Source organism: Olsenella phocaeensis (genome assembly GCF_048189965.1).
Classification (GTDB): Bacteria; Actinomycetota; Coriobacteriia; order Coriobacteriales; family Atopobiaceae; genus Olsenella_I; species Olsenella_I phocaeensis.
In genome coordinates this window covers 39,554-62,533 of the sequence record NZ_DBEZHV010000007.1, presented here as the reverse complement: position 1 = coordinate 62,533, position 22,980 = coordinate 39,554, and the positions used below count along the sequence as shown (strand labels likewise).

19 protein-coding genes are annotated in these 22,980 nt (G+C 69.0%); 8 read left to right on the top strand and 11 right to left on the bottom strand.

What is annotated here, in order from left to right; all coding sequences use genetic code 11:
* Window positions 1-142: 142 nt before the first annotated feature.
* Both ACMPH2_RS03595 and ACMPH2_RS03590 read left to right on the top strand, forming a co-directional pair.
* Complete coding sequence (locus ACMPH2_RS03595) at window positions 143-883, top strand: peptidylprolyl isomerase (protein WP_062529992.1); 741 nt, start codon at window positions 143-145, stop codon at window positions 881-883.
* A 551-nt stretch (window positions 884-1,434) separates the two neighbouring features.
* On the top strand, window positions 1,435-2,496 hold the full coding sequence (locus ACMPH2_RS03590) for an RlpA-like double-psi beta-barrel domain-containing protein (protein ID WP_417118650.1): 1,062 nt from the start codon (window positions 1,435-1,437) through the stop codon (window positions 2,494-2,496).
* A 94-nt stretch (window positions 2,497-2,590) separates the two neighbouring features.
* Here ACMPH2_RS03590 and ACMPH2_RS03585 read toward each other — a convergent pair whose 3' ends face one another.
* Both ACMPH2_RS03585 and ACMPH2_RS03580 read right to left on the bottom strand, forming a co-directional pair.
* Complete coding sequence (locus ACMPH2_RS03585; RefSeq protein WP_417118649.1) at window positions 2,591-3,619, bottom strand: 3-deoxy-7-phosphoheptulonate synthase; 1,029 nt, start codon at window positions 3,617-3,619, stop codon at window positions 2,591-2,593.
* A 191-nt stretch (window positions 3,620-3,810) separates the two neighbouring features.
* The gene (locus ACMPH2_RS03580) at window positions 3,811-5,610 is read right to left on the bottom strand and encodes a glycerophosphodiester phosphodiesterase family protein (protein ID WP_062529986.1); all 1,800 of its coding nucleotides are present in this window, start codon (window positions 5,608-5,610) and stop codon (window positions 3,811-3,813) included.
* A gap of 140 nt (window positions 5,611-5,750) precedes the next feature.
* On the opposite strand from ACMPH2_RS03580, the gene ACMPH2_RS03575 reads away from it, so the two are divergent.
* Together ACMPH2_RS03575 and ACMPH2_RS03570 are read left to right on the top strand one after the other, a co-directional pair.
* Window positions 5,751-7,259 carry a C69 family dipeptidase gene (locus ACMPH2_RS03575; RefSeq protein ID WP_072499655.1) on the top strand — a complete coding sequence of 503 codons (1,509 nt, stop codon included), beginning with the start codon at window positions 5,751-5,753 and terminating at the stop codon, window positions 7,257-7,259.
* A 38-nt stretch (window positions 7,260-7,297) separates the two neighbouring features.
* Window positions 7,298-7,696, top strand: a complete 399-nt coding sequence (locus ACMPH2_RS03570; protein WP_009279531.1) for a hypothetical protein — start codon at window positions 7,298-7,300, stop codon at window positions 7,694-7,696.
* Window positions 7,697-7,931: 235 nt separating this feature from the next.
* Here ACMPH2_RS03570 and ACMPH2_RS03565 read toward each other — a convergent pair whose 3' ends face one another.
* Window positions 7,932-8,507 (bottom strand): cysteine hydrolase family protein, encoded by a 576-nt coding sequence (locus tag ACMPH2_RS03565; protein WP_009279532.1) that lies wholly within the window; start codon window positions 8,505-8,507, stop codon window positions 7,932-7,934.
* 211 nt (window positions 8,508-8,718) lie between these two features.
* Here ACMPH2_RS03565 and ACMPH2_RS03560 point away from each other — a divergent pair, with 211 nt between their 5' ends.
* The gene (locus ACMPH2_RS03560) at window positions 8,719-9,912 is read left to right on the top strand and encodes a coiled-coil domain-containing protein (protein WP_417118648.1); all 1,194 of its coding nucleotides are present in this window, start codon (window positions 8,719-8,721) and stop codon (window positions 9,910-9,912) included.
* 14 nt (window positions 9,913-9,926) lie between these two features.
* On the opposite strand, the gene ACMPH2_RS03555 is transcribed toward ACMPH2_RS03560, so the two are convergent.
* From ACMPH2_RS03555 to ACMPH2_RS03540, 4 genes are all read right to left on the bottom strand, one after another.
* Window positions 9,927-10,784 carry a LysR family transcriptional regulator gene (locus ACMPH2_RS03555; protein ID WP_009279534.1) on the bottom strand — a complete coding sequence of 286 codons (858 nt, stop codon included), beginning with the start codon at window positions 10,782-10,784 and terminating at the stop codon, window positions 9,927-9,929.
* A 228-nt stretch (window positions 10,785-11,012) separates the two neighbouring features.
* Window positions 11,013-12,260 (bottom strand): metal-dependent hydrolase family protein, encoded by a 1,248-nt coding sequence (locus ACMPH2_RS03550; RefSeq protein WP_417118647.1) that lies wholly within the window; start codon window positions 12,258-12,260, stop codon window positions 11,013-11,015.
* 87 nt (window positions 12,261-12,347) lie between these two features.
* Window positions 12,348-13,826 carry an APC family permease gene (locus ACMPH2_RS03545; RefSeq protein ID WP_417118646.1) on the bottom strand — a complete coding sequence of 493 codons (1,479 nt, stop codon included), beginning with the start codon at window positions 13,824-13,826 and terminating at the stop codon, window positions 12,348-12,350.
* Between the two features lie 297 nt (window positions 13,827-14,123).
* Entirely contained in the window at window positions 14,124-14,618 is a 495-nt protein-coding gene (locus ACMPH2_RS03540; RefSeq protein ID WP_417118645.1) for a prepilin peptidase, read from the bottom strand.
* A 149-nt stretch (window positions 14,619-14,767) separates the two neighbouring features.
* Between ACMPH2_RS03540 and ACMPH2_RS03535 the strand changes: the two genes are divergently transcribed.
* A complete protein-coding gene (locus ACMPH2_RS03535; RefSeq protein WP_417118644.1) occupies window positions 14,768-15,541 on the top strand; it encodes a YaaA family protein in 774 nt (257 codons plus the stop codon).
* A gap of 90 nt (window positions 15,542-15,631) precedes the next feature.
* Here the strand turns inward: ACMPH2_RS03535 and ACMPH2_RS03530 are convergent, their stop codons facing one another.
* The 4 genes from ACMPH2_RS03530 to ACMPH2_RS03515 form a co-directional block, all read right to left on the bottom strand.
* Complete coding sequence (locus ACMPH2_RS03530; protein WP_417118643.1) at window positions 15,632-16,732, bottom strand: nucleoid-associated protein; 1,101 nt, start codon at window positions 16,730-16,732, stop codon at window positions 15,632-15,634.
* A gap of 141 nt (window positions 16,733-16,873) precedes the next feature.
* A complete protein-coding gene (locus ACMPH2_RS03525; RefSeq protein WP_062529969.1) occupies window positions 16,874-17,437 on the bottom strand; it encodes a PTS sugar transporter subunit IIA in 564 nt (187 codons plus the stop codon).
* Window positions 17,438-17,574: 137 nt separating this feature from the next.
* Window positions 17,575-18,234, bottom strand: a complete 660-nt coding sequence (locus tag ACMPH2_RS03520) for a GNAT family N-acetyltransferase (RefSeq protein ID WP_062529968.1) — start codon at window positions 18,232-18,234, stop codon at window positions 17,575-17,577.
* A 257-nt stretch (window positions 18,235-18,491) separates the two neighbouring features.
* Window positions 18,492-19,583: a glycerol dehydrogenase gene (locus ACMPH2_RS03515; RefSeq protein ID WP_009279542.1), complete on the bottom strand. Its 1,092-nt coding sequence runs from the start codon at window positions 19,581-19,583 to the stop codon at window positions 18,492-18,494.
* A gap of 208 nt (window positions 19,584-19,791) precedes the next feature.
* On the opposite strand from ACMPH2_RS03515, the gene ACMPH2_RS03510 reads away from it, so the two are divergent.
* Together ACMPH2_RS03510 and ACMPH2_RS03505 are read left to right on the top strand one after the other, a co-directional pair.
* Entirely contained in the window at window positions 19,792-21,273 is a 1,482-nt protein-coding gene (locus ACMPH2_RS03510) for a DUF1846 domain-containing protein (RefSeq protein WP_009279543.1), read from the top strand.
* Between the two features lie 671 nt (window positions 21,274-21,944).
* The gene (locus tag ACMPH2_RS03505; RefSeq protein WP_417118642.1) at window positions 21,945-22,826 is read left to right on the top strand and encodes a hypothetical protein; all 882 of its coding nucleotides are present in this window, start codon (window positions 21,945-21,947) and stop codon (window positions 22,824-22,826) included.
* The last annotated feature ends 154 nt before the right edge of the window (window positions 22,827-22,980 follow it).

Below are 22,980 nucleotides of genomic sequence, written 5' to 3'. Positions count from 1 at the left end.
TGATCCGTGCGGGCCCGTCGTCGTTTGGTGCGACAGCATCGCCTGCGAGCCTCCCCGCCGTTTGGCGCGCTTCCCACCGTTTGGCGTTTCCGTCCCGCTCGCGCTACCATGGTCGCCACGCCACGAGCCAAGGGAGAGAGACATGCGGAGCCAGGACCGGATTTCCAACCAGGGTGGGGAGCTTCTTCCCATGAGCCGCCGCACGCTCCTCTCGCTTGCCCTGGGCATGGGCGGGATACTCGCGCTCTCTGCCTGCGGTGGGGCCTCGGGTACGGCCACGAGGTCAGGCGAGAGTGGCACAGGGGACTCCGGCGCAGGCTCCCCCGGCGACGGGGCCGCCAGCGGATCCGGCGTCCTCACGGCGCCGCTGGACAACGGCTACGGAAGTGGCACCCACCACGCAAAGATCGAGGTCGAGGGCTTCGGCAGCATCGAACTCGAGCTCAACGCCAACGCCGCCCCCGTCACCGTGAGCAACTTCGCGGACCTTGCGGGCGCGGGCTTCTATGACGGGCTGACCTTCCACCGCGTAATCAGCGGCTTCATGATCCAGGGCGGAGACCCCAAGGGAGACGGCACCGGCGGCTCCGACCGCCGCATCAAGGGGGAGTTCAGCGCCAACGGGGTGGTGAACCCCATCATGCACAAGCGGGGCGTCATCAGCATGGCGCGCAGCAGCGACTACGACTCCGCCAGCTCCCAGTTCTTTATCGTGCACGAGGACGCGGGCTCGCTCGACGGCCAGTACGCCGCCTTTGGCAAGGTGACGGACGGCATGGACGTGGTGGACGCCATCGCCCAGAAGACGCCCGTCCAAGACTCCAACGGCAGCGTCGCCGCAGCGGACCAACCCCGCATCACGCGGATTTCGATGGTCGACTAGGGGCGCTTCCCGCACGTGGCCGGCCCATCGCGCTTCTCTCGCACAGCAAATCCATCGTGCTTCTTCCGTCGGCCAGGCCCATCGCCCCTCTCCCACGCGTCTAGACCTATCGCGCACGATGTAGTTGTATGCTGTTTTTCGCTTAGAACTTTGATTTATTCTTTCAGCTGTTTGCGTTTTCGCAGGTAGATGCGTTACATCATTTCGGAGTTGTATGCGGAATCCGCAGACAACTCTGGGAAGGCGGCTCCAGGGGGAGCGCTTCGTCATCATGGGAAGGCGGCTCCAGGGGGAGCGCTTCGTCATCATGGGAAGGCGACTCCAGGGGGAGCGCTTCGTCATCATGGGAGGCGGCACGCAGGCGGCACGCGCACGCCAGGCGGCAACACGCCCACGGCCGCAAACCCTCAAGTACAGATTCATGTTTTTTCTGCCAGGGGTCCCGTGGGGTCATATCATGTCAAAGATGCCCATTCGCCAACGAGGGTCGGGCAAGCTTCCAAGCTGCGGCCAACCCGGCCCCAGCGCGCCGCCCTCGCCCGAGGAGGACCATGTTTGACCTAAAGCCCATCAGCAGCAGGGTCGCGCGCGTGGCCGGAGCCGCCGCCGTCGCCGGTCTCCTCTGCCTCGCGAGCCCCCACGTCGCACTGGCCGACCAGAGCCTCGAGTCCCTCGAGCAGGCCGCCATCCAGGCAGCCGACAGCTACCAGGCCGCGACGGAGAAGGTCAGCCAGATCCAGGGGCAGATCGAGGACAACGCCACCCACAAGGCAGAGCTCGAGGCCGAGCTCCCCGCCCAGCGCGAGCGTGCCGCGTCGGCCATCAGGGCGCACTACAGGCTCCAGCAGGACCAGGCCAACCTGGTCTCGATGCTGCTCTCGGCCGAGGACTTCAACCAGTTCCTCTCCCAGGCGCAGTACCTGACCGCCATCACCACCAGCAAGCTCAACGAGATGGTCCAGCTCACCCAGATGGAACAGGACCTGGACCGGACCAGCCAGGCGCTGGAATCCGCCAAGGCGGCGGCAGAGGTCCAGGCGAGCGAGGCCCAGGGCGCCTACGAGCGGGCGGAGGCGGCGAAGCAGGCCGCCATCCAAGCCGCCACCGCCAACGCTGCCGCCCAGCAGGCGGCCTACGAGCAGCAGCTCGCCGCAGGCACGCCGGACCAGTCGACCAACCAGGCCATCGAGGCTGCCACGGCCAAGCAGGGTGCCGACGCGGCCGATGCCTCCGCCCCCAAGGGCGGGCAGGGCCAGGACGAGACGACCCCCACCGCCAAGGCCGAGGAGCCCCAGCGGGAGGCGACGCCAGCCCAGCCCGCCAAGCCCAGCTACAACTACGTGGGAGCCTCCACCTACGGCGAGGGCGACGGGCTCATGTACAGCGCCACGGCCTCCGGTGACGTCGTGACCCCCACCTCCATGGGCGTCGCCATGAAGAGCGTGCCCCTGGGCACCGTGGTGGAGATCAGCTACGGCGGCAACACCGTCACCGCCGTGGTCAACGACCGCGGCCCCTTCGTCGCCGGGCGAGAGATCGACCTCCAGCCCGCCGTCGCCCACGCCCTGGGCTTCGACGGCGTCGGCACGGTGGGCTATCGCATCGTAGGCTAGCCACGAGCGAGGCCCAACGCTCCCAGCGCACAACGGCGCCCCCGCGGTCCTCGGGCCGCGGGGGCGCTCGTCCCTCTCCCCCGGACGTCCGCCCCTAGAGGCGCTCCGCCATGTCGCGCACCAGGCGCTCGCTCGCGTCCCACCCCAGGCAGGCGTCCGTGATGGACTGGCCGAACACTCCCCCGCCCACAGGCTGGCTGCCGTCCACCAGGTAGGACTCCACCATGAAGCCCCGGAAGAGCCCCGCGACGTCGGTACTCCGGCTCACACTATCCAGCACCTCGTCCACGATGCGCGCCTGCTCGAGGGGCCGCTTGCCCGAGTTGTCGTGGTTGCAGTCGATGACCACGGCGGGGTTCTGGTACCTCTCGCCCTGGTACTTCTGGGCCAGCCGCTCGAGGTACTCGTAGTGGTAGTTGGGATAATTGATGCCGCCGAGGCCCTGGTAGCCGCGAAGCAGCGCGTGCGCCAGGGGGTTGCCCGTAGTCTGGACCTCCCAGTTGCGGTAGATGAAGGTCTGCGGTGCCTGGGCGGCATAGATGGAGTTGAGCATCACGTCTGTGGAGCCGCCCGTGGGGTTCTTCATGCCCACGGGAGCGGCGATGCCACCCGCGACCAGCCGGTGCTCCTGGTTCTCGACCGAGCGGGCCCCCACCGCGACGTAGCTCAGCAGGTCCACGAGGTACTGGTAGTTGTCCGGGTACAACATCTCGTCGGCAGTGAACATGCCGCACTCGCGCACCACGCGCAGGTGCATGCGGCGGATGGCGCGGATGCCCCCAAGGAGGTCGGAGCCCCCTTCGGGGTCGGGGTTGTGCAGCAGCCCCTTGTAGCCCGTGCCCCTGGTGCGCGGCTTGTTGGTGTAGACCCGGGGTATCACCAGGACCTTGTCCCTGACCTCCTCGGCAAGGCGAGAGAGGCGGCCCATGTACTCGAGCACGGAGTCCTCGCGGTCGGCCGAGCAGGGGCCCATGATGAGGAGGCGCCGCGGACTCCTGCCGCAGATGACGTCGGCGACCTCGGCATCGAAGGCCCGCTTGCGCGCGACCTCCTCGGCGCTGAGGGGCATCTCGTCGCGAATCTCCCTGGGTATGGGAAGGCGACGCTTGAAGTTCATGGGCATGCTGGGGGACCTCCGGACGTTAGTCTCGCAACCATGGTCGGGCGGCTCGGGCTCGGCCGTGGGCCCGCAGGCTGGCGCCTCGGGCTCTGGGAATTATGGCATGCCCGACGTCACATGCGCGGGCGGCACGACGGCGTTCTCGCACGCGACACATACGCCTGCCTCACACCCGGCCGAGGCGGCCCGCACGACTAGGCCAGGAGTCCCGCCAGCCAATCCAGGGCGATTCCCACCGGTGTCCGCCCGTCTCGGTCCTGGAGCGCCTCCCGAACTCGCGGCACGTCGTCGGTTATCACGCCGTCCACGCCGTTCTCCACGACGCGCAGCACGTTGGACTCGTCGTTGACCGTCCAGGCCAGGACCTCGCGACCCTGCGCGTGCAGGTAGCCCACGAGCTGCGCCGTGCAGCTCGTCTCCTCCACCGAGAACAGGTCCGCCGCGTCCAGCTGGCAGAGGTCGCCGTACGCCAGGGTCATCACGTAGGCGCGCCTGACCTCGGGCGCCGCCTCGCGCAGGCGCAGCAGGCAGTCGTAGCTCATCGAGGTGAAGACGCACTGGGAGCCCATGCCCGCCTCCCTCACCTGGCGCGCGACCTCACCCTCGAGGTCGCGCTCGTGGCCTGTGGGCTTGAGCTCGATGTTCAGCCTCATGCCGGTCTCCTTGGCCCAGGCGAGGACCTCCCCCAGGGTGGGGTAGCGCTCCTCGGCGAACTCGGGCGAGAAGTGCGAGCCCGCGTCGAGCGCGCGAACCTCTTCCAGCGTGAGCTCCCAGGCGGCCTTGTCCACGCCCGAGACGCGCTTGAGCCGCGCGTCATGGCTCACGAAGATGCCCCCGTCCGCGCTCTGCTGCAGGTCGAGCTCGACCCAGTCCGCGCCTTGCTCCTGGGCCTGGCGGAAGGCGGCCATGGTGTTCTCGGGGGCCTCCAGGCACGCGCCGCGGTGGGCGGTCAGCTGCACGGCGGCTCCCCCCTGGCCGAAGGGCTCGAGCAGCGCCGGTCCGAAGGCGAGGAGCAGGGCCGCGCACGCACAGACGCCCAGGCCTGCCAGCCCCGCCACCAGGGCGACCCTTTCCCTGTCCCACGCACGTTGCGTCCGCGCCACGGCATGGCGCCCCTCTCGCGCCAGGTAGAGCGCGCTCACGCTCGCGTATCCCAGGGCGGGAGAGAGCGCCAGGCACACCACCGCGAAGAAGGCGAGAGGCGCCAGCACGAGGGACGAGGCGACGGCCGCGGCGACGGGCCGCTCGGAGAGCGCCTGTGCCAGGACGCCCGCCGCGCCACCACCTGCGAGCAGCACGAGGCCGGCGACAAGCGCGGCCAGCGCCTGGATGCCCACGAGCCAGAGGAGGTCGCGCAGGCGCCGACGCCGGCCTAGCTCGACCGAGCGGGCGAGGCTCTGGCGAAAGTCGAGCCCCTCCCACACGAAGGCGTTGAGCGCGTAGGACCAGCGCACGAGCAGGACCACGACGAGGACGAGCGCGAGCGCGTGGGCGACCGTGAGCGCGCCGCTCTGGTAGATGAACTCCTCCACGAACTCAGGCACGGCGAGCGAGCGCACCACGCCGGTCGAGACCCCCAGGTTCACGAGGGGGACGAGCACCAGGACGTAGGCGGCGAGGCCGAGGTTGCGCGGGGCGAGGGCCCGCAGGGAATGCCGCGCGGCCAGGGGCAGCAGCTCCCGGAGGCCCATCGCCTCTCCCCTGCTCCCACGCTCGAGGGTGACGAGGACACCTGCGAGCTCGAACACCGAGAGGAGCATGAGCAGCGTCCCCACGACGACGACCAGGGCCACGCTGAGCGGACGCAGCAGGAAAGATCCCACGTTCTCCCAGGTCAGGTACGCATAGCCCTGGGCGGCCATGGCGGCGTCGAGCAGCAGGCGGAGGAGCGGCGCCAGCCCCAGCGCCGTGCCGGCCCTGAACAAGAGCTCGAAGAGGGCCAAGGTGCGCCAGTTGGCGCACAGGAGTCGCAGGACGTCGCGAAGCGTCTTCATGGGGCCCTCTCTCCACGGGATTCGCCAAGACAGACTAGCAGAAGCCCCGGCGGACCCGATGCGGCTCCCTGCCGCGCGACGACTTCCCACGGACCTATCATGAGAGGGCACACGAGACGAGACGAGAAGCGGAGGTACCCATGCCCTGCACCACCCTACTGGTCGGCAAGAAGGCCAGCTACGACGGCTCCACCATCATCGCGCGCAACGAGGACTCCCCCTCTGGCGTCTTCACTCCCAAGCGCATGGAGGTCGTCCTCCCCCAGGACCAGCCCCGCCACTACCGCTCGGTCGTGAGCCACGTCCAGATCGAGCTCCCCGACGACCCCCAGCGCTACAGCTCCGTGCCCGACGCCGTCAACAGGGACGGCATCTGGGCGGAGGCCGGCGTCAACGAGTCCGACGTCGCCATGAGCGCGACCGAGACCCTCACCACCAATCCCCGCGTGCTGGGCGCGGACCCCTACGTGGAGCTCGTCCCCGCCAAGGGCACGCCCGGCGAGGAGGGCTACGTGCCCGAGGTCCCCGGGGGTATCGGCGAGGAGGACATGGTCACCATCGTCCTGCCCTACGTGAGGACCGCCCGCGAGGGCGTGCTGCGCCTGGGCTCCCTGCTCGAGGAGTTTGGCACCTACGAGCCCAACGGCGTCGCCTTCTCGGACCTGGACGAGGTCTGGTGGCTCGAGACCGTGGGCGGCCACCACTGGATCGCCCGCCGCGTCCCTGACGACTGCTACGTGACCATGCCCAACCAGCTGGGCATCGACTCCTTCGACCTCTCCGACGCCTTCGGGGCGCAGAGGGAGCACCTCTGCTCGGCCGACCTGCGCGAGTTCATGGCCAAGAACCACCTCGACCTGAGCCTGGAGCCCGGCGACGCATTCAACCCCCGCGAGGCCTTCGGCAGCCACTCCGACGCCGACCACGTCTACAACACGCCGCGGGCCTGGTCCATGCAGCGCCTGCTCAACCCCCACACCGGCAACTGGGACGACGGCTCGGGCGACCTCTCCCCCGAGTCGGACTCCCTCCCCTGGAGTCGCGTGCCCGAGCGCAGGCTCACCGTCGAGGACGTGAAGGACGCGCTCTCGCTCCACTACCAGGGGACGCCCTTCGACCCCTACGGACGCGGCGACGACGCCCAGCGCGGCAGGTACCGCCCCGTCGGCATCAACCGCAACGGCGAGCTTGCGGCACTGCAGCTCAGGCCCTACGCGCCCGAGGGCTGCCGCGCCGTCCAGTGGACGGCCTTCGGCTGCAACGCCTTCAACGCGCTCGTGCCGCTCTACGCGAACGTGCGCTCCATGCCCGAGTACCTCTCCAACACCACCGACGAGGTCACGACCCAGAGCTTCTACTGGTCGAACCGCCTGGTGGCGGCACTGGCGGACGCCCACTTCAACGCGACGGCGGCGGCCGTCGAGAGCTACCAGGAGGCGGTGGCGGCGCGCGGCCACGAGGAGCTGGCCCGCACGGACGCGTCTCTCCTCGCGCAGGGCTCGAGCCGCGAGGATGCCTGCGACGAGCTGGAGGAGGCCAACGGGCGCATCGCGAGGATGCTCCGCGACAAGACCGGCGAGCTCCTCTCCAAGGTCCTCCTCCAAGCCTCCCTCGACATGAGGAACGGCTTCGCTCGGAGCGACCGCTAGAGGACACGGGCCGCGAGGCGAGAGGGGCGTGGGCTGACATGCATGCGGGGGCGACGAACACGAGGGAACGGTCCGGGGACGCCGAGGGTCAGGGCCCCATTCCGCCCGAGGGCTTCACCTTGGGGCTCGCCCTCTTCGACGGCGTGCCGGTGGCGCTCTTCTGCCTCTCCACCCTCGTCCTGGGCGGCAGGCTGGGGAGCCCGGCCTTCGTGGCAGGAGCCGTCCTGGCCTTCGCGGCGGGCCTCGGCAAGGTGTGCTGGAAGCTCCTCCTCGCCCTGGGCAGGGGCGACCATCCCCTCCTCAGCCGACAGCTCCGCTACCTCATGCCCCTGGGCTTCGCCCTCATGGCGGCGGGGATCGCGACCAAGACGGCCGTGCTCGCCCTGGTCGCAGGCAGGCTCCTGAGCCTCCCCTCCTGCCCGCTCCTCGCCCTCTAGCTCGCCTGCATGCTGGCCATGGTCCGCTTCGCGCGGCACCGCGACCAGCTGGACGCCCGCTCCAACTAGGTCGAGCAGGCGACCAACTCCCTGGGACAGGCCGCCCTCCTCGCGGCACTGCTCCTGGCCTAGCGCCACGGCGAGTGACGCCGCCGCTCCGGGCGGACTCACGGTGCGGCGGCGTCACCTCTCGCCTGGCGTATAGCCGGACGGCAACGAGAGCGACGCGGACCCGCTAGGCCAGCGCCGCCACCAACTCGTCGGTGCTCGCGACCACGGAGCCGAAGCACTTCCGGCAGTGCTCGACGGCGCCCTCCTGGCTGCCGCAGAGGAAGGTCCTCGTGGCATCCTCGACCAGCACGCTGTCGTAGCCCCTGAAGTAGGCGTCCGCGAGGGTGTGGAGCACGCAGACGTTGGTGTCGCAGCCCACGGCCACGACCGTCCTCACCCCAAGCTCCCTTAGGAGCAGGTCGAGGTCGGTCTGGAAGAAGCCGCTGTAGCGGCGCTTGGGCACCATGAAGTCACGCTCCCCCGAGCCCGCCCCGAGCGCCGCCGCGGGCGCCGTCCTCCCCTTGATGCCGTGCGGCCCCCAGAGCTCGAGCTCGCGGTCCACGCCCTCGAGGTGCTCGTCGTCGCAGAACACGACGGGGAGCCCCGCCGCGCGCGCCGCGTCCACCACGCGCGCGCAGTTGGCGACCATGGCCCCCTCCTCCGGCGAGGGCGCGTACACCGCGTCCTCGCCCACCGCCTCGAGCACGTCGATCACGAGCAGTGCCGTCGTCTTGCGGTCGATGTCCAGCGCGTTCCCCATGCCTTGCCTCCCTCTGCCGATATGGTGCCTTCCATGTTAGCCCAGTCTCCGCGTCCCCCTGCCCCCAGGGCGCGAGGACACGGGAGCCGCCCCCGCCCCAAGGCATGTGGAGCTTGCGCAGATGAGGGCGCCCGCCTGCGTCTGAGTAGTATCCTTTCATGTCAGCACACGCCGATCTGCCAAACGCAGCCCAAACGAACAAGGGGACAACGTGGGACTCAACGACATGACGCGCCGGAGCGCCCTCAAGCTCCTCCTCGGCGCGGGAGCGAGCGCCACCGTGGCCGGCCTCCTCAACGTGACGAGCGCCTTCGCCGACACGGCGAGCGACCTCGAGCAGACCAAGCAGGACCTCAGCGCCGCGCAGGAGAGGTACGACCAGGTGCAGGCGCAGCTCGACCAGATCGCCTCCGAGTACGAGGCGCTCTCGCGCGAGCAGTCCAAGACCCTCGACCAGATCGAGGGCGTCAACGACCAGATCGACAAGACCCAGGAGCAGATCGACAAGACCCAGGCCGACCTGGACAAGAAGAAGGAGCGCCTGGGCGAGAGGATCAACAGCGCCTACAAGTCGGGCAACACCGACTTCCTGAGCATCATCATGAACTCCGCCTCCTTCGGCGAGCTCACCTCGAACCTCTACTACATGGGCAAGATCACCGAGGCCGACGAGCGCATGATCCAGGAGGTCAAGGACGCCAAGGCAGCCCTCGACCAGCAGAAGGCCGAGCTCGAGGGCCAGAGGGCCGAGCTCGAGGCCCTGAACGAGACCCAGAGGCAGCAGCTCGCGCAGATGCAGTCCAAGCAGGAGGAGGTCCAGGGCGTCCTCGCGGGGCTCGACCAGGACGTGAAGGACCTCATCGCCAAGCGCGACGCCGAGATCCAGGAGATGGCCGAGGAGAAGGCACGCCAGGAGGCCGCCGCCGAGGCGGCCCGCAAGGCGGCTGCCGCTGCGTCCTCGTCCTCCGCGGGCGGGGGCGCCTCGTCCAACGTCTCCGGGAGCCTGGGGGCGGACGGCGCGACCACCGGCTCGCAGGCCCGCGTCCTCGCCGCCTGCCAGTCGACCCCCTCGCCGGGCGCCGGCCTCTGCGCCATGTGGGTCAGCCAGGTCTTCAGCAACGCCGGCTACGCCTATGCCGGCGGCAACGCCAACGACATGTACAACGCCTGGTGCACGAGCTCCAACCTGGGCCAGCTCAAGCCCGGCATGATAGTCGCCGTGTCGAGCCACCCGCACACGAGCGCGGGACGCATCTACGGCCACATCGGCATCTACGTGGGCAATGGCACCATCATGGACAACGTGGGCTACGTGCGCACGGGCAGCCTCAGCGAATGGATCAGCTACTACGGAGGCACCGTCACCCCGCGCTGGGGCTGGCTGATGGGCATCGTGCTGGCCTAGGCGCGGCAGGCCTCCTAACAGGCACTCGAGTCGAGCAGGGCAAAGAGCGCGGCGGCAGGGGGAGAGAGCGGCGCGTCACGCCTGCAGGCGACGTAGGTCGTGCGGAAGGCGGGATTGTCGAGGTGCCGCACGATCACGTCGAAGGGGCAGCGCTCGAGCGCGAGCGAGGGCAGGAGCGACACGCCCAGCCCGCTCTCGACCATAGAGATGATGGCCGTGACGTCCGCCGTCTCGAAGCGCACCCTGAGGTGGCGCAGGTCGGCCTGGAGCAGGGGCGCCGTCTCGGCGTCCGCCACGAACTCCTCGTCCGCTAGCTCCTCGATGTCCACGCGCGCCCGCGACGCAAGACGGTGGCGTTCGGGGAGCACGGCCACGATCTCGTCCCTGTCGAAGGGCCGTGCCAGCAGGTCCTCCCTTCCCGCCACGTTGGGAAGGAAACCCAGGTCGACCTCGTCCTCCAGGATGAGCCGCTCGACCTCGGCGTAGGTTCCCAAAAGGAGGTCCACCCGGATTCGCGGGTTCTCGGCCACGAAGAGCCCGAGCGGGCGGGGCAGCCGGTAGGCGGCGATGCTCGAGGTCGCGGCGACCCTCACGGAGGGCAGGTCCTCGTCCGCCTCGTCGAGCTTCAGCTGGAGGCGGTCGTAGCTGCGGCAGAGCTCCTCGACCAGGGGGAGGAGCTCCTCTCCCCTGCGCGTGAGCACCACGGGGCCGCCACCACGCCCGAAGAGCCTCACGCCCCAGAGCCGCTCGAGGTCAGAGATCATGTGGCTCACGCCCGACTGCGAGTAGCCGAGAGCGCCCGCCGCCTTGGTGAAGCTCCCCCTGCGCGCCGCCTCGAGGAAGGCGCGGTACTTGTTGATGTTGGCGCTCATGTCCCCTCCCCAGAACGCCCCGAGTCTAGGACGCGGACGCGGCGAAGAGAAGCCCCCATCCACCGGACGGGGACGAGGGCGGGGGAGGCGGTCCCGGCACGGGCTGGGACCGCCTCCCGGGCAAGGGACCCCGCGGCCCGCAGCGCAGGACGGGCCGAGAGAGGGCGGGGGGGTGGGCGCCCCGCCCAGGGAGTGGGAGCGGGGCGCCTCGGGGGGTCGGTGGCAGGGCTACAGGGCGTCCTTGATGATGATGTCGCCCTCCTTCATGATCACGTCCATGTTGTCGGGCGTGAGGTCGTGGATGTCGGCCAGGACGTCACCCCTGACCATGAGGAGGTCGGCGAGCTTGCCCTTCTCGATGGAACCGAACTCGTCCTCCTTGCGGACCATCTTGGCGCCGTTGAGCGTGGCGGCCGTGATGGTGTCCATGGCCGGGATCTCGCAGTGGTCGACCCAGGCGTACATCTCGTCGATGGTGGTGTAGCCGTAGGGCGTGCTGAAGCTGAAGGAGTCGGAGCCCACGGTGAGGGTGACGCCCAGCTCGTAGGCGCGCTTGAGGTTGGCCCAGGTGCGCGCGATGCCCTTCTCGGCGTTGTCCTTGCCGGGGAACTTGTCCAGCTCGGGCGTCCACTCGGGCGGGTAGGTGCCGTACCAGCTGGGCAGGAAGCCCACGGTGGGCGTGAAGAAGGTGCCCTGCTCGGCCATGAGGCTCATGGTCACGTCATCCAGTTCGAAGCCATGGATCAGCTGCTCGCAGCCGAAGCGGACGGAGTCGTACGCGGCCGAGATGCTGTTGTAGGAGTGCGACCAGACGGGGATGCCCACCATCGCGGCCTCGTCGCAGACGGCCTTGATCTCTTCCGTGCTCATGAGCTGGGCACGGCCGGAGTCCCAGCGCCAGATGCCGCCGCCGGTCGCCCAGATCTTGATGGCGTCGGGGTTCTCGCGCAGGCGCATGCGGATGGCGTGACGCAGCTCCCAGGGACCGTCCACCTGATCGCCCCAGGGGTGCCCGTTCTTGGACATCTCGAAGGGCAGGTGGTGGGAATCGCCGTGGCCCGCGGTGCGGCAGAAGCCCAGGCCGGTGGCGAAGATGCGCGGCCCCTTCATGACGCCCATGTTGACCAGGTCGCGGATGGCTATGCCGTTGCGACCGATCTCGCAGCAGGTGGTGAGGCCGTGGGTCACGGCGTCGTAGGCCTGCTTGACGGCGCAGGCCTGCTTCTGCGCCACGGTCTCGATGACCCAATCGTTGTCGTTGTCGGTCAGGTTGCCCGAGAAGTGGATGTGCGTGTCCACGATGCCCGGCATGAGGGTGTGACCGGCCGCGTCGATGACCTTGTATCCCTCGGGCACCTCGGTCGCCGTGCCGGCATAGGCGATGGTCTTGCCGTCCACCAGGACGAGGCTGTCCCCGACTGCGGCCGCGCCGGTTCCGTCTACGAGCTTGCCGCCCACGAATGCGTACTTGCCCATGATCCTGCCTCCACTTTCCTAGCTTGACTTCCTGCCTTGCGTGCGGTCGCCCGGCATGCGCGAGCCGGATCCCGGGCGATGGTTGCCTTACTGGCGCCCTTGGGCCACGCCCGCGGACGCACGCCCCTCTCGCCTTCTGCCGAAGGCCAGGAGCAGGGCGAAGCCTAGGACCACCCAGGCGATGGTGATGGCCCACTCCACACCGTTGAGGGCGGCGGGGCTCGCGGGGACCACCATGAGGGCGATGATCAGGAGCCCGGCCACTATGGCGCAGCAGATGCCAAACCTGCCGCCGTTCACCTTGTAGGGACGCTTGAGCTCGGGCTCGGTCCTGCGCAGGCGCAGGCAGGCGAAGCCGGCCATGGTGCAGGCGAAGATGAAGCCCAGGGAGGCCACGTTGGTGAGGGGGACGAGCATGTTGCGGCCCAGGAAAGGCCCGACGAGCGTCAGGACGGCCAGCACGACGTTGGCCTTCTTGGGAGCGCCGGACGCAGGGTCGATCTGGGCGAAGGACGCGGGAAGCATCTCCTTGCGTCCCATGGCGAGCATGAGGCGGGTCGAGGCGCCGAAGAAGGAGTTCATGGGACCCAGGGGGCCCAGGGTCGCGATGACCAGCATCGCGACGTAGAAGAAGAGGTTGATGCGCTCGAGCACTGCCAGGGCGGGCACGGAGACGCGCACGAACTCATGCCAGTCGATGATGGAGCCGAAGGAGTAGATGCAGACCAGGTAGAAAACCCCGGAGGCCAAAAGGGCGATGGCCGGGACCAGGCCGAACTTCTTCCAGTCGAGGTTGGCGGAGGCCTCCTCGGCCTGCTGCGGGATGGTGTCGAAGCCGGCATAGAAGAAGGGGGTCATGACCAGGACCGCGACCACGCCGCCCAGAAGGCTCGTGGCACCGGTCGACCTACCGCCCGCCGCCTCGCTCACCTGGGAGAAGACGGGCAGCGCGTTGGAGGGGGATCCCGTGGCGATGGAGATGGCCATGGCGAGGACCATGCCGGCGAGGAGCGCCTTGGTGAGGAAGGACGAGAGCTTGGCCGCGGCGCCGGCACCCTTGAAGTTGAGGTAGATCACCAGGACGGCGAAGCACAGGGCGATGACCGTGGGCCAGAGGTAGACGTCGGCGCCGAGGATGGTGTAGAGGCGCACGGAGCGCAGCCACGCGAGGGCGGGGAACTCGGCGAAGCGGTCGGTGAGCAGAGTCGAGATGGCGATGGCCTCCCAGGGGCAGAGCGGGGCGTTGCCCAGGAGCAGCATCCAACCGGTGAGGAAGCCGAGCTTGCGCCCGAAGGTGCGGTCGACGTACTCGATGATCCCGCCCGAGATGGGGATGGCGGCGGTGAGCTCGCCGAAGCACATGCCTATGGGGACGAGGAAGACGGCGCCCAGGGCGAAGGCGATCATGGCGGGCACGGGGCCTCCGCCCAGGACCATCCAGTCGCCCACCAGCAGAACCCAGCCCGTGCCGATGATCGCTCCGAAGCCGATGGTGAAGAAGTTGAAGAGCGTGAGCTCCTTCTTCATGCCACCGGAGGCGACGGGCTGCCCAGCCTTCTCAGACATGCGTCCCTCCCCCTCTTGCGCGGGGCGTGCCCGCGTCGGAATCGGTTCGCGTCCCCCGACGGGGTGCGCCTTCTCACATAGCCTTCTCACATAGGAAAAGTTAGTAAGTGGGGTCCGGGGCCGACCCCGCCCGAAATGCGGGCGGATGCTCTGGCGGCGCGAACGGCAGGGGCGCGCGAGGAGGCCATGACGCTTCCTAATGGGCGCATGAGCGCGGATCATCTGGGTGCCTCGCAGAGGCAATGGGGCGAGCGCCACGGGGCCCCTCCCGTGTCAGGCAGCCCCTTTTGGCGCCCCCTAGCGAAGGGCGACCAGCAGGAGGGCGGCCACGGAGATGGCTGGTGCCCAGGCGAAGTCCTGCCGGAGGAGGGAGCTGTCAGGTCCACCGCGACCCGCGCGCGCGAGGTGCGAGACGAACGCGGGAGGCAGAGCCAGGAAGCAGGAGAGGGCGACCAGGACGAAGCCCCCCTCGAGCCCCAGGTGGCAGGAGAGGGCGGCGAGGAGCTTCAGGTCTCCCCCGCCCATGCCGGGCGCATGCAGCAGCCGCGCGGTCGCGAGGGAGAAGGCGAGGAGAAAGGTGCCCACGGCAAGGCCCGGCACGAGGGCGCCCGCGAGCTCGAGCGCGAGCGCGACCGACCCGCGGGAGGGGTCGTGCGCCCAGACGACGCGCGCCATCCCCAGCACAAGGACGGCGACGACGCACCCGTTGGGGATCCTGCGCTCCCTGAGGTCGACGACCGAGGCCACGACGAGGACGAGCGCGAGGCCAGCGAGGGCAGGCAGGGGTGGCATGTCTCCTCCAAACCGTATCTTGCGTGTGGCTCGCGACGCCGCCATTGTCCCATCACCGGGCCGCCACTCCCCCGTCCTTGCCTAGAATGTCAGCTGAGCTTGCCCAGACGGGGCACCCCCGACGCCACGCACAGGAAGGCCACGTTCCCATGCTCATGATCGTCTCACCCGCCAAGAGGATGGTCCGTCAGGAGGGCGAGCCCCCCGCCGACGCAGCACCGCGCTTCCTGGATGACGCCCACGAGCTCGCGCGCGCCCTGCGCGCCCTCGGGCCCGAGGGCGCGCGCGAGGTCTGGCGCTGCTCGGAGAGGCTCGCCGCGGCCTGCTGGGAGCAGCTCCGCACCCTCCCGGAGGACCTGCTGGCCCCTGCGGCGTCCCTCTCCCCCGCCGTCATGTCCTACGTGGGAATCCAGTACCAACACCTGTCACCGCAGGTCATGGAGGCGCGCGAGCTGGAGTGGCTGGCCCGCCACCTGCGCATCGTGTCGGGGCTGTACGGGCTGCTCAGGCCCTTCGACGGCATCTGTCCCCACCGGCTCGAGATGCGGTCGCGGCTCGCCGTCGACGGCGCGGGCGACCTCTATGGCTTCTGGGGCTCGCGCATCGCAGACGCGCTCGCGGAAGGCCCGGAAGCGGACGTGGTGGTCAACCTCGCGTCGCAGGAGTACGCCCGTGTCGTGCTCCCCTGGCTCCGGCCAGGAGGCCCCAGGCAGCTGACCTGCTCCTTCCTCGTGCCGCGCGGGCGGGACGGTAAGCTGGTCCAGCAGGCGACCGAGGCCAAGGCGGCGCGTGGCAGCCTCGTGCGCTGGGCCGCGGAGCGGGGCGTCGAGGACGTGGATGGCCTGCGCGGCTTCCGCGAGCGCGGCTACCAGCTCGACGAGGCTCTCTGCGACGAGGGGACGCTCGCCTTCGTGCGGCGCTAGGGCCGGCGCGGGAGGCCGGGAGCCTCCGAGGGCGCGGTGCCTCTCGCCTCGTCCCGGACGAGGACCGAGGCGGGTGCGGGTGCCGCCTCCCTACTTGTTCTGGATGCTTCCCACGTTCTTGATGAGGATGGACACGCGGCCCTCGACGTCGCGCGAGAACTCGATGTAGTCGTCGTTCGAGGCGTACTCGGAGGGGAAGCTAATCTCGATCCCCGTGTCGGTGCGTATCTTGTGGCTCTTCGCCATGCGGTTGGCCACGCCGCGGCGCACGCTGACCTCCTCGGGCAGGCGCTCCTCGCGGGCCGCCTGCTCGTAGCGCTCCTGGACGTCGGGCCTGCCCTCGAAGACCTCGCGGCCCACCTCCTCGGGAGAGAACGCCTCCTCGCGCTCGGCGCTGCTCGCCACGTAGGCCTTGGCCTGGGCCACGGCCTCGACGGGGCTGATGCCGCACTCCTCCGCCACGTTTTCCACGATGCGCTCGACGGCCTCCATCGCCTCGCGGCTCGAGGCCTCGGCGCTGCACTGCAGGAGGCCGTCGGGAATGATCAGGCGCTCCTGGCTGCCCTGGGTGCGCGGCTTGTCCCTGAAGTCGATGCTCAGGTCCTGGAGGTCCACCAGGAGGTAGGAGTCCACCTTGGCGGTGGGGTTGGGCAGGGTGGAGTCCTGGCGCAGTATCTCGTTGGCGGCCATGCCGGACGCGTCGTTGCCCAGGTCGTGCACGAAGGCCTGCTTGCGGGGAAGGAGCACCGCGGCGAAGCAGCGCCGGCTCAGGTCCGGCGCCTCGTCCTCGTCCAGGCTGGTGGCCGCGTCCTCGAACGCCTGCGCCACCTGGGTCTTCTCCGCCGCCTTGGAGCCCATATCCTGCGTCTCGCTGAAGTCGGCCACCAGGAGGTCACACTCCTCGAGCTCCTCGCAGCGCCTCAGCTCCTCCCAGAGGTACCGTCCCAGCTGGTCGGATATCTCGACGAAGCCCACCTGCCCCCGGCGGTACTCGTCGAGGGTCTGCGCGAAGGCGCTCTGCTCGCTGAAGCTGCCATGCCGGTTGTCGGGGCTCGACGACACGCTCCTGAGCCGCCGCTGCACGTAGGACCTCACCGGGCGCTGCGAGAGGTCCAGCTCGCGCTCCGAGAGGTAGCTGCTCCCGGTCTCGAACTCGAAGGCGTGCAGTATGGCGTGGGTCACTCTGAGCATGGTCTCTCCCTGCTTGTCGTTCGCGGGCGGCCGGGGTCGGCCGCGGGCACCTAGGATAGCCCAGCCGAAGCCCAGGCAGGCATCGACAAGCAAGGTGGCCCCTCTCCCCTTTCGTGGCGAGAGGGGCGGACTGCCTCGCCCCTAGCGCTCCACCTGGAGCAGGGGATCTCCGACCTTCACGAGGGGACGGCCCCCGATGAGCGTGCCGCTGCTCGACACGTTCTTGACCGACCTCAGGCTGTCGCTGTTGGTGATGGCGACCGTGACGACGTCCTCGTATCCCGCGGCGGCGATCCTGTCGCGGTCGAAGACGATCAGCGGGGTGCCCGCGGCCACCTCGTCGTTGGCCTCGACGAAGCGCGTGAAGCCCTTGCCCTCCATCCTCACCGTGTCGATGCCCACGTGGATGAGGACCTCGACGCCGCCGGGCAGGGTCATGCCGATGACGTGGTTGGTGACGGCCGTCACGCTGATGCGGCCGGTGGCCGGAGCGTAGACGATGCCCACGGAGGGCAGGATGCCGCAGCCCTCGCCGAAGAAGCCCGACGAGATCGCCTCGTCGTGGACCTCGCCCAGGCTCACGACGGCGCCCGTGACCGGGGCATAGACCATGTCGTCGTCCACGTGGAAGACGGCGGGCTTGGGCGCGCCCGCCTCGTCCCCGGAGGAGAAGAGGCTTCGCTTGATGGTGTCGATGAGTCCCATTGCGTTTCCTTTCGCGCGGGAGGTGGCTGCCGCTCAGACAGGTCCGACGATACCCGATTGCGGGGATGGGACGGGCCTGGCGGCGGCCGTCGGCGCCAAACGGCCCGCCTGGGGCTATGGCCCCAGGCGAGGTGGGGCTACGACCCCAGGCGCAGGCCGTAGAGGTAGACGGATTCCTCGCCACCGTCCGCGGCCCGCCTGCGCTCCTGGACGAGCGAGAAGCCGCGCGACTCCATGAAGTCGACGTCACAGTCGTCGCCCATCACCAGGAAGCAGCCACGCTGCCCACCCTCGTCGAAGCGTGCCACCATGTCGCCCAGAAGGCGGCTCCCTATGCCCCTGCCCTGGGCGTCGGGGCGCACGACGAGGAGGTTGACCTCAGCGTCGGAGCTCGCGTACTCGCGCGAGATGAAGACGTCCGCCATGGTGTAGCGACGCAGGCGGCCGAAGAGCTTGTCCTCGACCTCGATGCCGCCGAGCTTGGCACGCTTGCGGGCCTTGACCATGACGTCGGCGAAGCGCTGGCCCCAGTCGGGGTCGACCTGGGCCAGGCCGCCCCGTGAGACGCCGCCGAAGCAGGCCCCCACGACGCGCTGGCCGCGCACGGCGACGTGCGCGTGCTGGGAGCGCTGGAGGGCGCCGAGCGTCATCACGCGGCCGAACACTATGCGGTCATAGACGCCCTCGACGCTCGAGCACCAGATGCGCGAGCAGATGTCGGTCACGTCGTCGAAGTCGCCCTCGCGGAAGGGGCGGTAGCTGATCTGCGGCTGGTCGGAGCCTGGTGCTGGGGTCATGCGCTGGTTTCTCTTTCGAATCGCTTCTCTGGGCCCTGATTATGAGACAAAGCGAGAGGGGCTGCCTGCGGCATGCGCGGCGAGCGGAGCGCGAGGCAGGGGCTTGTCCGGACGCCACGACGCCCGGCGGGCGGGGCGCAGGTGTGGCGACCGACGGTCATAGCGTGCGCCACGGGCCCGCGTCACGGGTCGGCCGCCGCCCGCGCCCAAGGTGCCGGCGGCAGCCGAGGCCCTCGGCCACTCTCGCCTGGCCGTGGCTAGTCCTCCAGGGCCGCCCTGCCGTAGGCGTCGGCCGCGAGCATGGCGTTCGCGACCTTCTGGGGCGTGACCTCGAAGGGCATGTTGTGGAGGGTGTCGTTCTCCGCGCAGGCGAGCTTCGCCACCTCGAGCACGCGCTCCCAGCTCGCGTCCTCCACGCCCAGCTGCGCGAAGGTCACGGGCAGGCCGACCTCGACGCAGAAGTCGAGCACGTCGTAGAGCTCGTCGGCGTCCTCGAGCACGAGCTGGGTCAGGGTGCCGAAGGCCACCTTCTCGCCGTGGTAGCAGGAGTGGGTCTCGGGCATCGCGGTGAGGCCGTTGTGGATGGCGTGCGCGCCCGCCAGGCCAGCGGACTCGAAGCCCAGGCCCGAGAGCAGGGTGTTGGCCTCGATCACGTTCTCCACGCTCTGGGTGCAGGCACCTGCCTCGAGGGCGAGCTTGGCCTTCATGCCATCCGTCATCAGGGTGTCGTAGCAGAGCTTGGCGAGCGCCATGGCGGCGGCGGTCACCTTGTCGCCGGCGCAGGTGGTGGCGTCGGAGCGCCTGCAGGCGCGGGCCTCGAAGAAGGTCGCGAGCGCGTCGCCCATGCCGCTCACCGTGAGGCGCACGGGGCTCTTCGAGATGACGTCGGTGTCCATGAGCACCAGGTTGGGGTTGGCCTTGAAGAACTGGTACTCCTTGAACTGCCCCTCGGGGGTGTAGATGACCGAGAGCGCCGAGCAGGGGGCGTCGGTCGCGGCGATGGTGGGGACGATGACCACGGGCGCGTCTACCCCCGAGGCCACGGCCTTGGCGGTGTCGAAGATCTTGCCTCCGCCCACGCCCACCACGACGTCGGCCTGAGTCTCGCGGTACGCGGCGACCAGGCGGTCGATCTCGTCCTGGGAGCACTCGCCGTTGAAGCTGTCATACGCGAGCTCGACGCCGGCGTCGGCGAAGCTCTTCGAGACGAGGTCGCCGAAGCGCCTGATGCCACCGGCAGAGATGACGACGAGCGCCTTCTTGCCAAAGGCCGAGACGTAGCCGCCCAGGCGGGACAGCTCGCCGGGCCCCTGGACGTACTTGGACGGAGAGATGAAGATGCGTGCCATGGTGCTTCCCCTTTCGCCGTATGCGTGCGGCCGGGCATGTGCCACGGGCCACGTCCCCCAGTGTAGGGCAGCGGGCAGGGGCCGCCCCAGCGTCGTTGCGTGTAATTTCTCGCCTGATGGGCTTGGCGGGACAGCACGACGGATGCTGGCGTACCATCTTGTCGGCCACTGCCCCAGAGGGGTACCAGGAGGAACGGAGCGACCCAGGATGCACGCAGGCTTTGACAACGACAAGTACATCGAGATGCAGGCGGCGCGGATCCGCGAGCGTATCGACCAGTTTGGCGGCAAGCTCTACCTCGAGTTTGGCGGCAAGCTCTTCGACGACTACCACGCAAGCCGCGTCCTGCCCGGATTCGAGCCCGACTCCAAGGCGCGCATGCTCCGCCAGCTCGCGGACGACGCCGAGGTCGTCTTCGCCGTCAGCGCCATCGACATCGAGCAGGGCAAGCGCCGTGGAGACCTGGGCATCACCTACGACGAGGACGTCCTGCGCCTGATGGACGTCTTCCGCGGCATGGGGCTCTCCATCGGCGGCGTGGTGATCACCCGCTTCTCGGGCCAGCCCAAGGCCGAGGCCTACCAGGCGCGCCTCGAGCAGATGGGCATCGAGGTCTACCGCCACTATCCCATCGCCGACTACCCCTCCAACATCGACCTCATCGTGTCCGACGAGGGCTTCGGCAAAAACGAGTACGTCAAGACCACCAAGCCGCTCGTCGTCGTCACGGCACCGGGCCCCGGCTCGGGCAAGCTGGCCGTCTGCCTCTCGCAGCTCTACAACGAGCATGTGCGCGGCATCGAGGCCGGCTACGCCAAGTTCGAGACCTTCCCCGTCTGGAACCTACCCCTCAAGCACCCCGTGAACGTCGCCTACGAGGCCGCGACCGCCGACCTCGACGACAACAACATCATCGACCCCTACCACCTTGAGGCCCACGGAGAGGTCACGGTCAACTACAACCGCGACGTCGAGACCTTCCCCGTGCTCCGCGCCATGATGGAGAAGATTGCAGGCCACAGCCCCTACCAGTCCCCCACCGACATGGGCGTCAACATGGTGGGCTACTGCATCAGCGACGACGACGCCTGCCGCAAGGCCGCCCTGCATGAGATCGTCCGGCGCCACTACTGGTGCGCGGAGAAGATCGCCCGCACCGGCATCGGCGAGTCCGAGCTGAGGAAGATCGGCCTCCTCATGAAGGAGGTGGGCGTGGACAAGAACCTCAACCCCGCCCACGCCGCCGCGCTGCTCAAGGAGGAGGTCACCGGCAAGCCCGCCGGCGCCATGGTGCTGCCCGACGGCAGCGTGGTGACGGGCAAGACCTCCGAGCTCCTGGGCGCCGCCTCGTCGCTCCTGCTCAACGCCCTCAAACGGGTGGCCGGGGTGGAGAAGGACCACTGGGTGGTCTCGGACGAGGCGCTCGCGCCCATCAGCCGGCTCAAGACCACGCACCTCAAGAGCAAGAACCCGCGCCTGCACTCGGACGAGACCCTGATCGCCCTCTCCATAAGCAGCGCGTCGAACCCCGAGGCCAAGCGCGTGATCGAGGCCAGCAACCAGCTGCACGGCTGCACGGCGTACTTCTCGGTGATCATCAGCTCCACCGACGAGCGCGTCTACCGCAAGCTGGGCATCAACGTCTGCTGCGAGCCCAAGTTCGAGCGAGGCACCTTCTATCACCGCTAGGGTCCTGGGGGTAGTACGCTCCCCCAGGGGCGTCGACCGAGGGCGATTCTCGGTGCCTTATGCTTCCCGCGCAAACCATTCCTGGCGTGCGCGGGACATTCTTCTGACCTGCGGCGCTGCGATTAGTCGCGCAAGCTGGCGGTAGTTTGCGCGCGAGTCGAACGTCTTCACGCGCAGCGCAGGCGCGGTTTGCGCACGAGTTCTTGCTCACCAGGCAAAACGCAAAACCACGCGCAAGTTGGCGGCAGTTTGCGCGCGAGAACTCCTATCCCCACACCTGACGCCGCCCCTCGCGTAGTCGTAAATGACCAGCTCAGAGCAGGGTTACGAGCAGCTGCCCGTTAGCTATGTGCCAGCTGCGTGCAAGCTGGATTTATCTTCTCGCCAAAAACTGTCCCGGAGCGGGCTAGCGTTGATGCATGGAGATCACGTTCTCGCATACCACGGCACTGGCGCTTCTCAGGGCGCAACGGCGGGGAGAACTATGCACAAAGGACGCCCGGCGCATGGATTGCCCGACCACGCGGATACGCCTTGGACGACACGACAAAGCAGAACTTCTCGAGGCGTTTCTGGAGCCCCTGGGCAACGTCGCCTCCGAACTTGCCACGGAAGCGACACCCTTGGAACACCTTGTCAGGTCTGCGGGGGAGAGAAGCCATTCTCCCCTATTGAGGGGCCACCTAAGCGGAGCGACGCTGCCGCCCGACTCGTTCCTCCGGCTCGCTCCCGGCATTGCCATCTCGTCGCCCGAGCTCGCCTTCGCGCAGATGGCAGAGACCCTGACGGACGCGCAGCTCCTCGCCCTGGGCATGGAGCTCTGCGGCAGCTTCGCCTGTGACCCGCTCGGCCCGGCGCACAACCCCGCCCGTTACGGCCTGCCACCCCTGACGAGCCAGGGCAGAATGCTCTGGTTCCTCTCGCACGCAAGGGGGCTCCGCGGCAGAGAGCGCGCCAGGAGGGTGGCGGCGCTCGTCGCCCCCAACGCCTGGTCTCCCCGCGAGGCGATGCTGGCCGCGCTCCTCCTGCCGCCCGCACAAGAGGGCGGGTTTCCCCTGGCACCGCTCATGCTCAACGCTCGCGTCTTCCAGGCTGGCGCGCCTATGACCAGGCCCTCACGCGTCCCGGACATCCTGCTCGAGGGCACGGGCGTGGGCCTCAACTACGACGGCCACGACCACCTCACGCTCGCGTCCCTCGAGTCCGCTGCGATTGCTGTGGCATGCGACCCAGGCAGCGCCGAACGTCAACACGTGGTCCAACGGCTGCGGACCCAGATACGCAAGAGGTACGTCGACGACCGTCGCCGGGACCGGGACCTCACGAGCCAGGGCCTCGCCATCCTCCCCGTGACCGCCGAGGACCTGAGGGGGCCCGCCGGCCTTGAGCTCCTCCTATGCCAGCTCGTCTCCTGCGCTGAACGCGGGACGGGGAGGCGAGACGGGTGGGCCCGCGCAATGCTGGAGGACCCGACGCTCCAAGCGGCTCGTGCCAGGGTCCTCAAGGAGCTGCAGCTCTGGTATTCCAGGTCTCCGCGCGCAGCTAACACGTAGTTAGCACGCGTTTCGCAGATGAGCTGCGCAAACGGCGCACAATTTGCGCGCGTCTCTCAAATGACCTGCGAAAACGACCAAAGGCGCGCAAACTGCCCGTGGACTGCGCGCCGCATCACCCCCGCCTCGCGCAAACTGCCCGTGGACTGCGCGC

Coding starts and splice junctions, on each gene's coding strand:
- ACMPH2_RS03575 (WP_072499655.1), top strand. CDS start 5,751: ATGCCCTGCACCACCCTACTGGTCGGCAAGAAGGCCAGCTACGACGGC.
- ACMPH2_RS03520 (WP_062529968.1), bottom strand. CDS start 18,234: ATGACCCCAGCACCAGGCTCCGACCAGCCGCAGATCAGCTACCGCCCC.
- ACMPH2_RS03525 (WP_062529969.1), bottom strand. CDS start 17,437: ATGGGACTCATCGACACCATCAAGCGAAGCCTCTTCTCCTCCGGGGAC.
- ACMPH2_RS03585 (WP_417118649.1), bottom strand. CDS start 3,619: ATGCCCATGAACTTCAAGCGTCGCCTTCCCATACCCAGGGAGATTCGC.
- ACMPH2_RS03530 (WP_417118643.1), bottom strand. CDS start 16,732: ATGCTCAGAGTGACCCACGCCATACTGCACGCCTTCGAGTTCGAGACC.
- ACMPH2_RS03550 (WP_417118647.1), bottom strand. CDS start 12,260: ATGGGCAAGTACGCATTCGTGGGCGGCAAGCTCGTAGACGGAACCGGC.
- ACMPH2_RS03555 (WP_009279534.1), bottom strand. CDS start 10,784: ATGAGCGCCAACATCAACAAGTACCGCGCCTTCCTCGAGGCGGCGCGC.
- ACMPH2_RS03515 (WP_009279542.1), bottom strand. CDS start 19,583: ATGGCACGCATCTTCATCTCTCCGTCCAAGTACGTCCAGGGGCCCGGC.
- ACMPH2_RS03545 (WP_417118646.1), bottom strand. CDS start 13,826: ATGTCTGAGAAGGCTGGGCAGCCCGTCGCCTCCGGTGGCATGAAGAAG.
- ACMPH2_RS03535 (WP_417118644.1), top strand. CDS start 14,768: ATGCTCATGATCGTCTCACCCGCCAAGAGGATGGTCCGTCAGGAGGGC.
- ACMPH2_RS03595 (WP_062529992.1), top strand. CDS start 143: ATGCGGAGCCAGGACCGGATTTCCAACCAGGGTGGGGAGCTTCTTCCC.
- ACMPH2_RS03590 (WP_417118650.1), top strand. CDS start 1,435: ATGTTTGACCTAAAGCCCATCAGCAGCAGGGTCGCGCGCGTGGCCGGA.
- ACMPH2_RS03580 (WP_062529986.1), bottom strand. CDS start 5,610: ATGAAGACGCTTCGCGACGTCCTGCGACTCCTGTGCGCCAACTGGCGC.
- ACMPH2_RS03565 (WP_009279532.1), bottom strand. CDS start 8,507: ATGGGGAACGCGCTGGACATCGACCGCAAGACGACGGCACTGCTCGTG.
- ACMPH2_RS03510 (WP_009279543.1), top strand. CDS start 19,792: ATGCACGCAGGCTTTGACAACGACAAGTACATCGAGATGCAGGCGGCG.
- ACMPH2_RS03570 (WP_009279531.1), top strand. CDS start 7,298: ATGCATGCGGGGGCGACGAACACGAGGGAACGGTCCGGGGACGCCGAG.
- ACMPH2_RS03540 (WP_417118645.1), bottom strand. CDS start 14,618: ATGCCACCCCTGCCTGCCCTCGCTGGCCTCGCGCTCGTCCTCGTCGTG.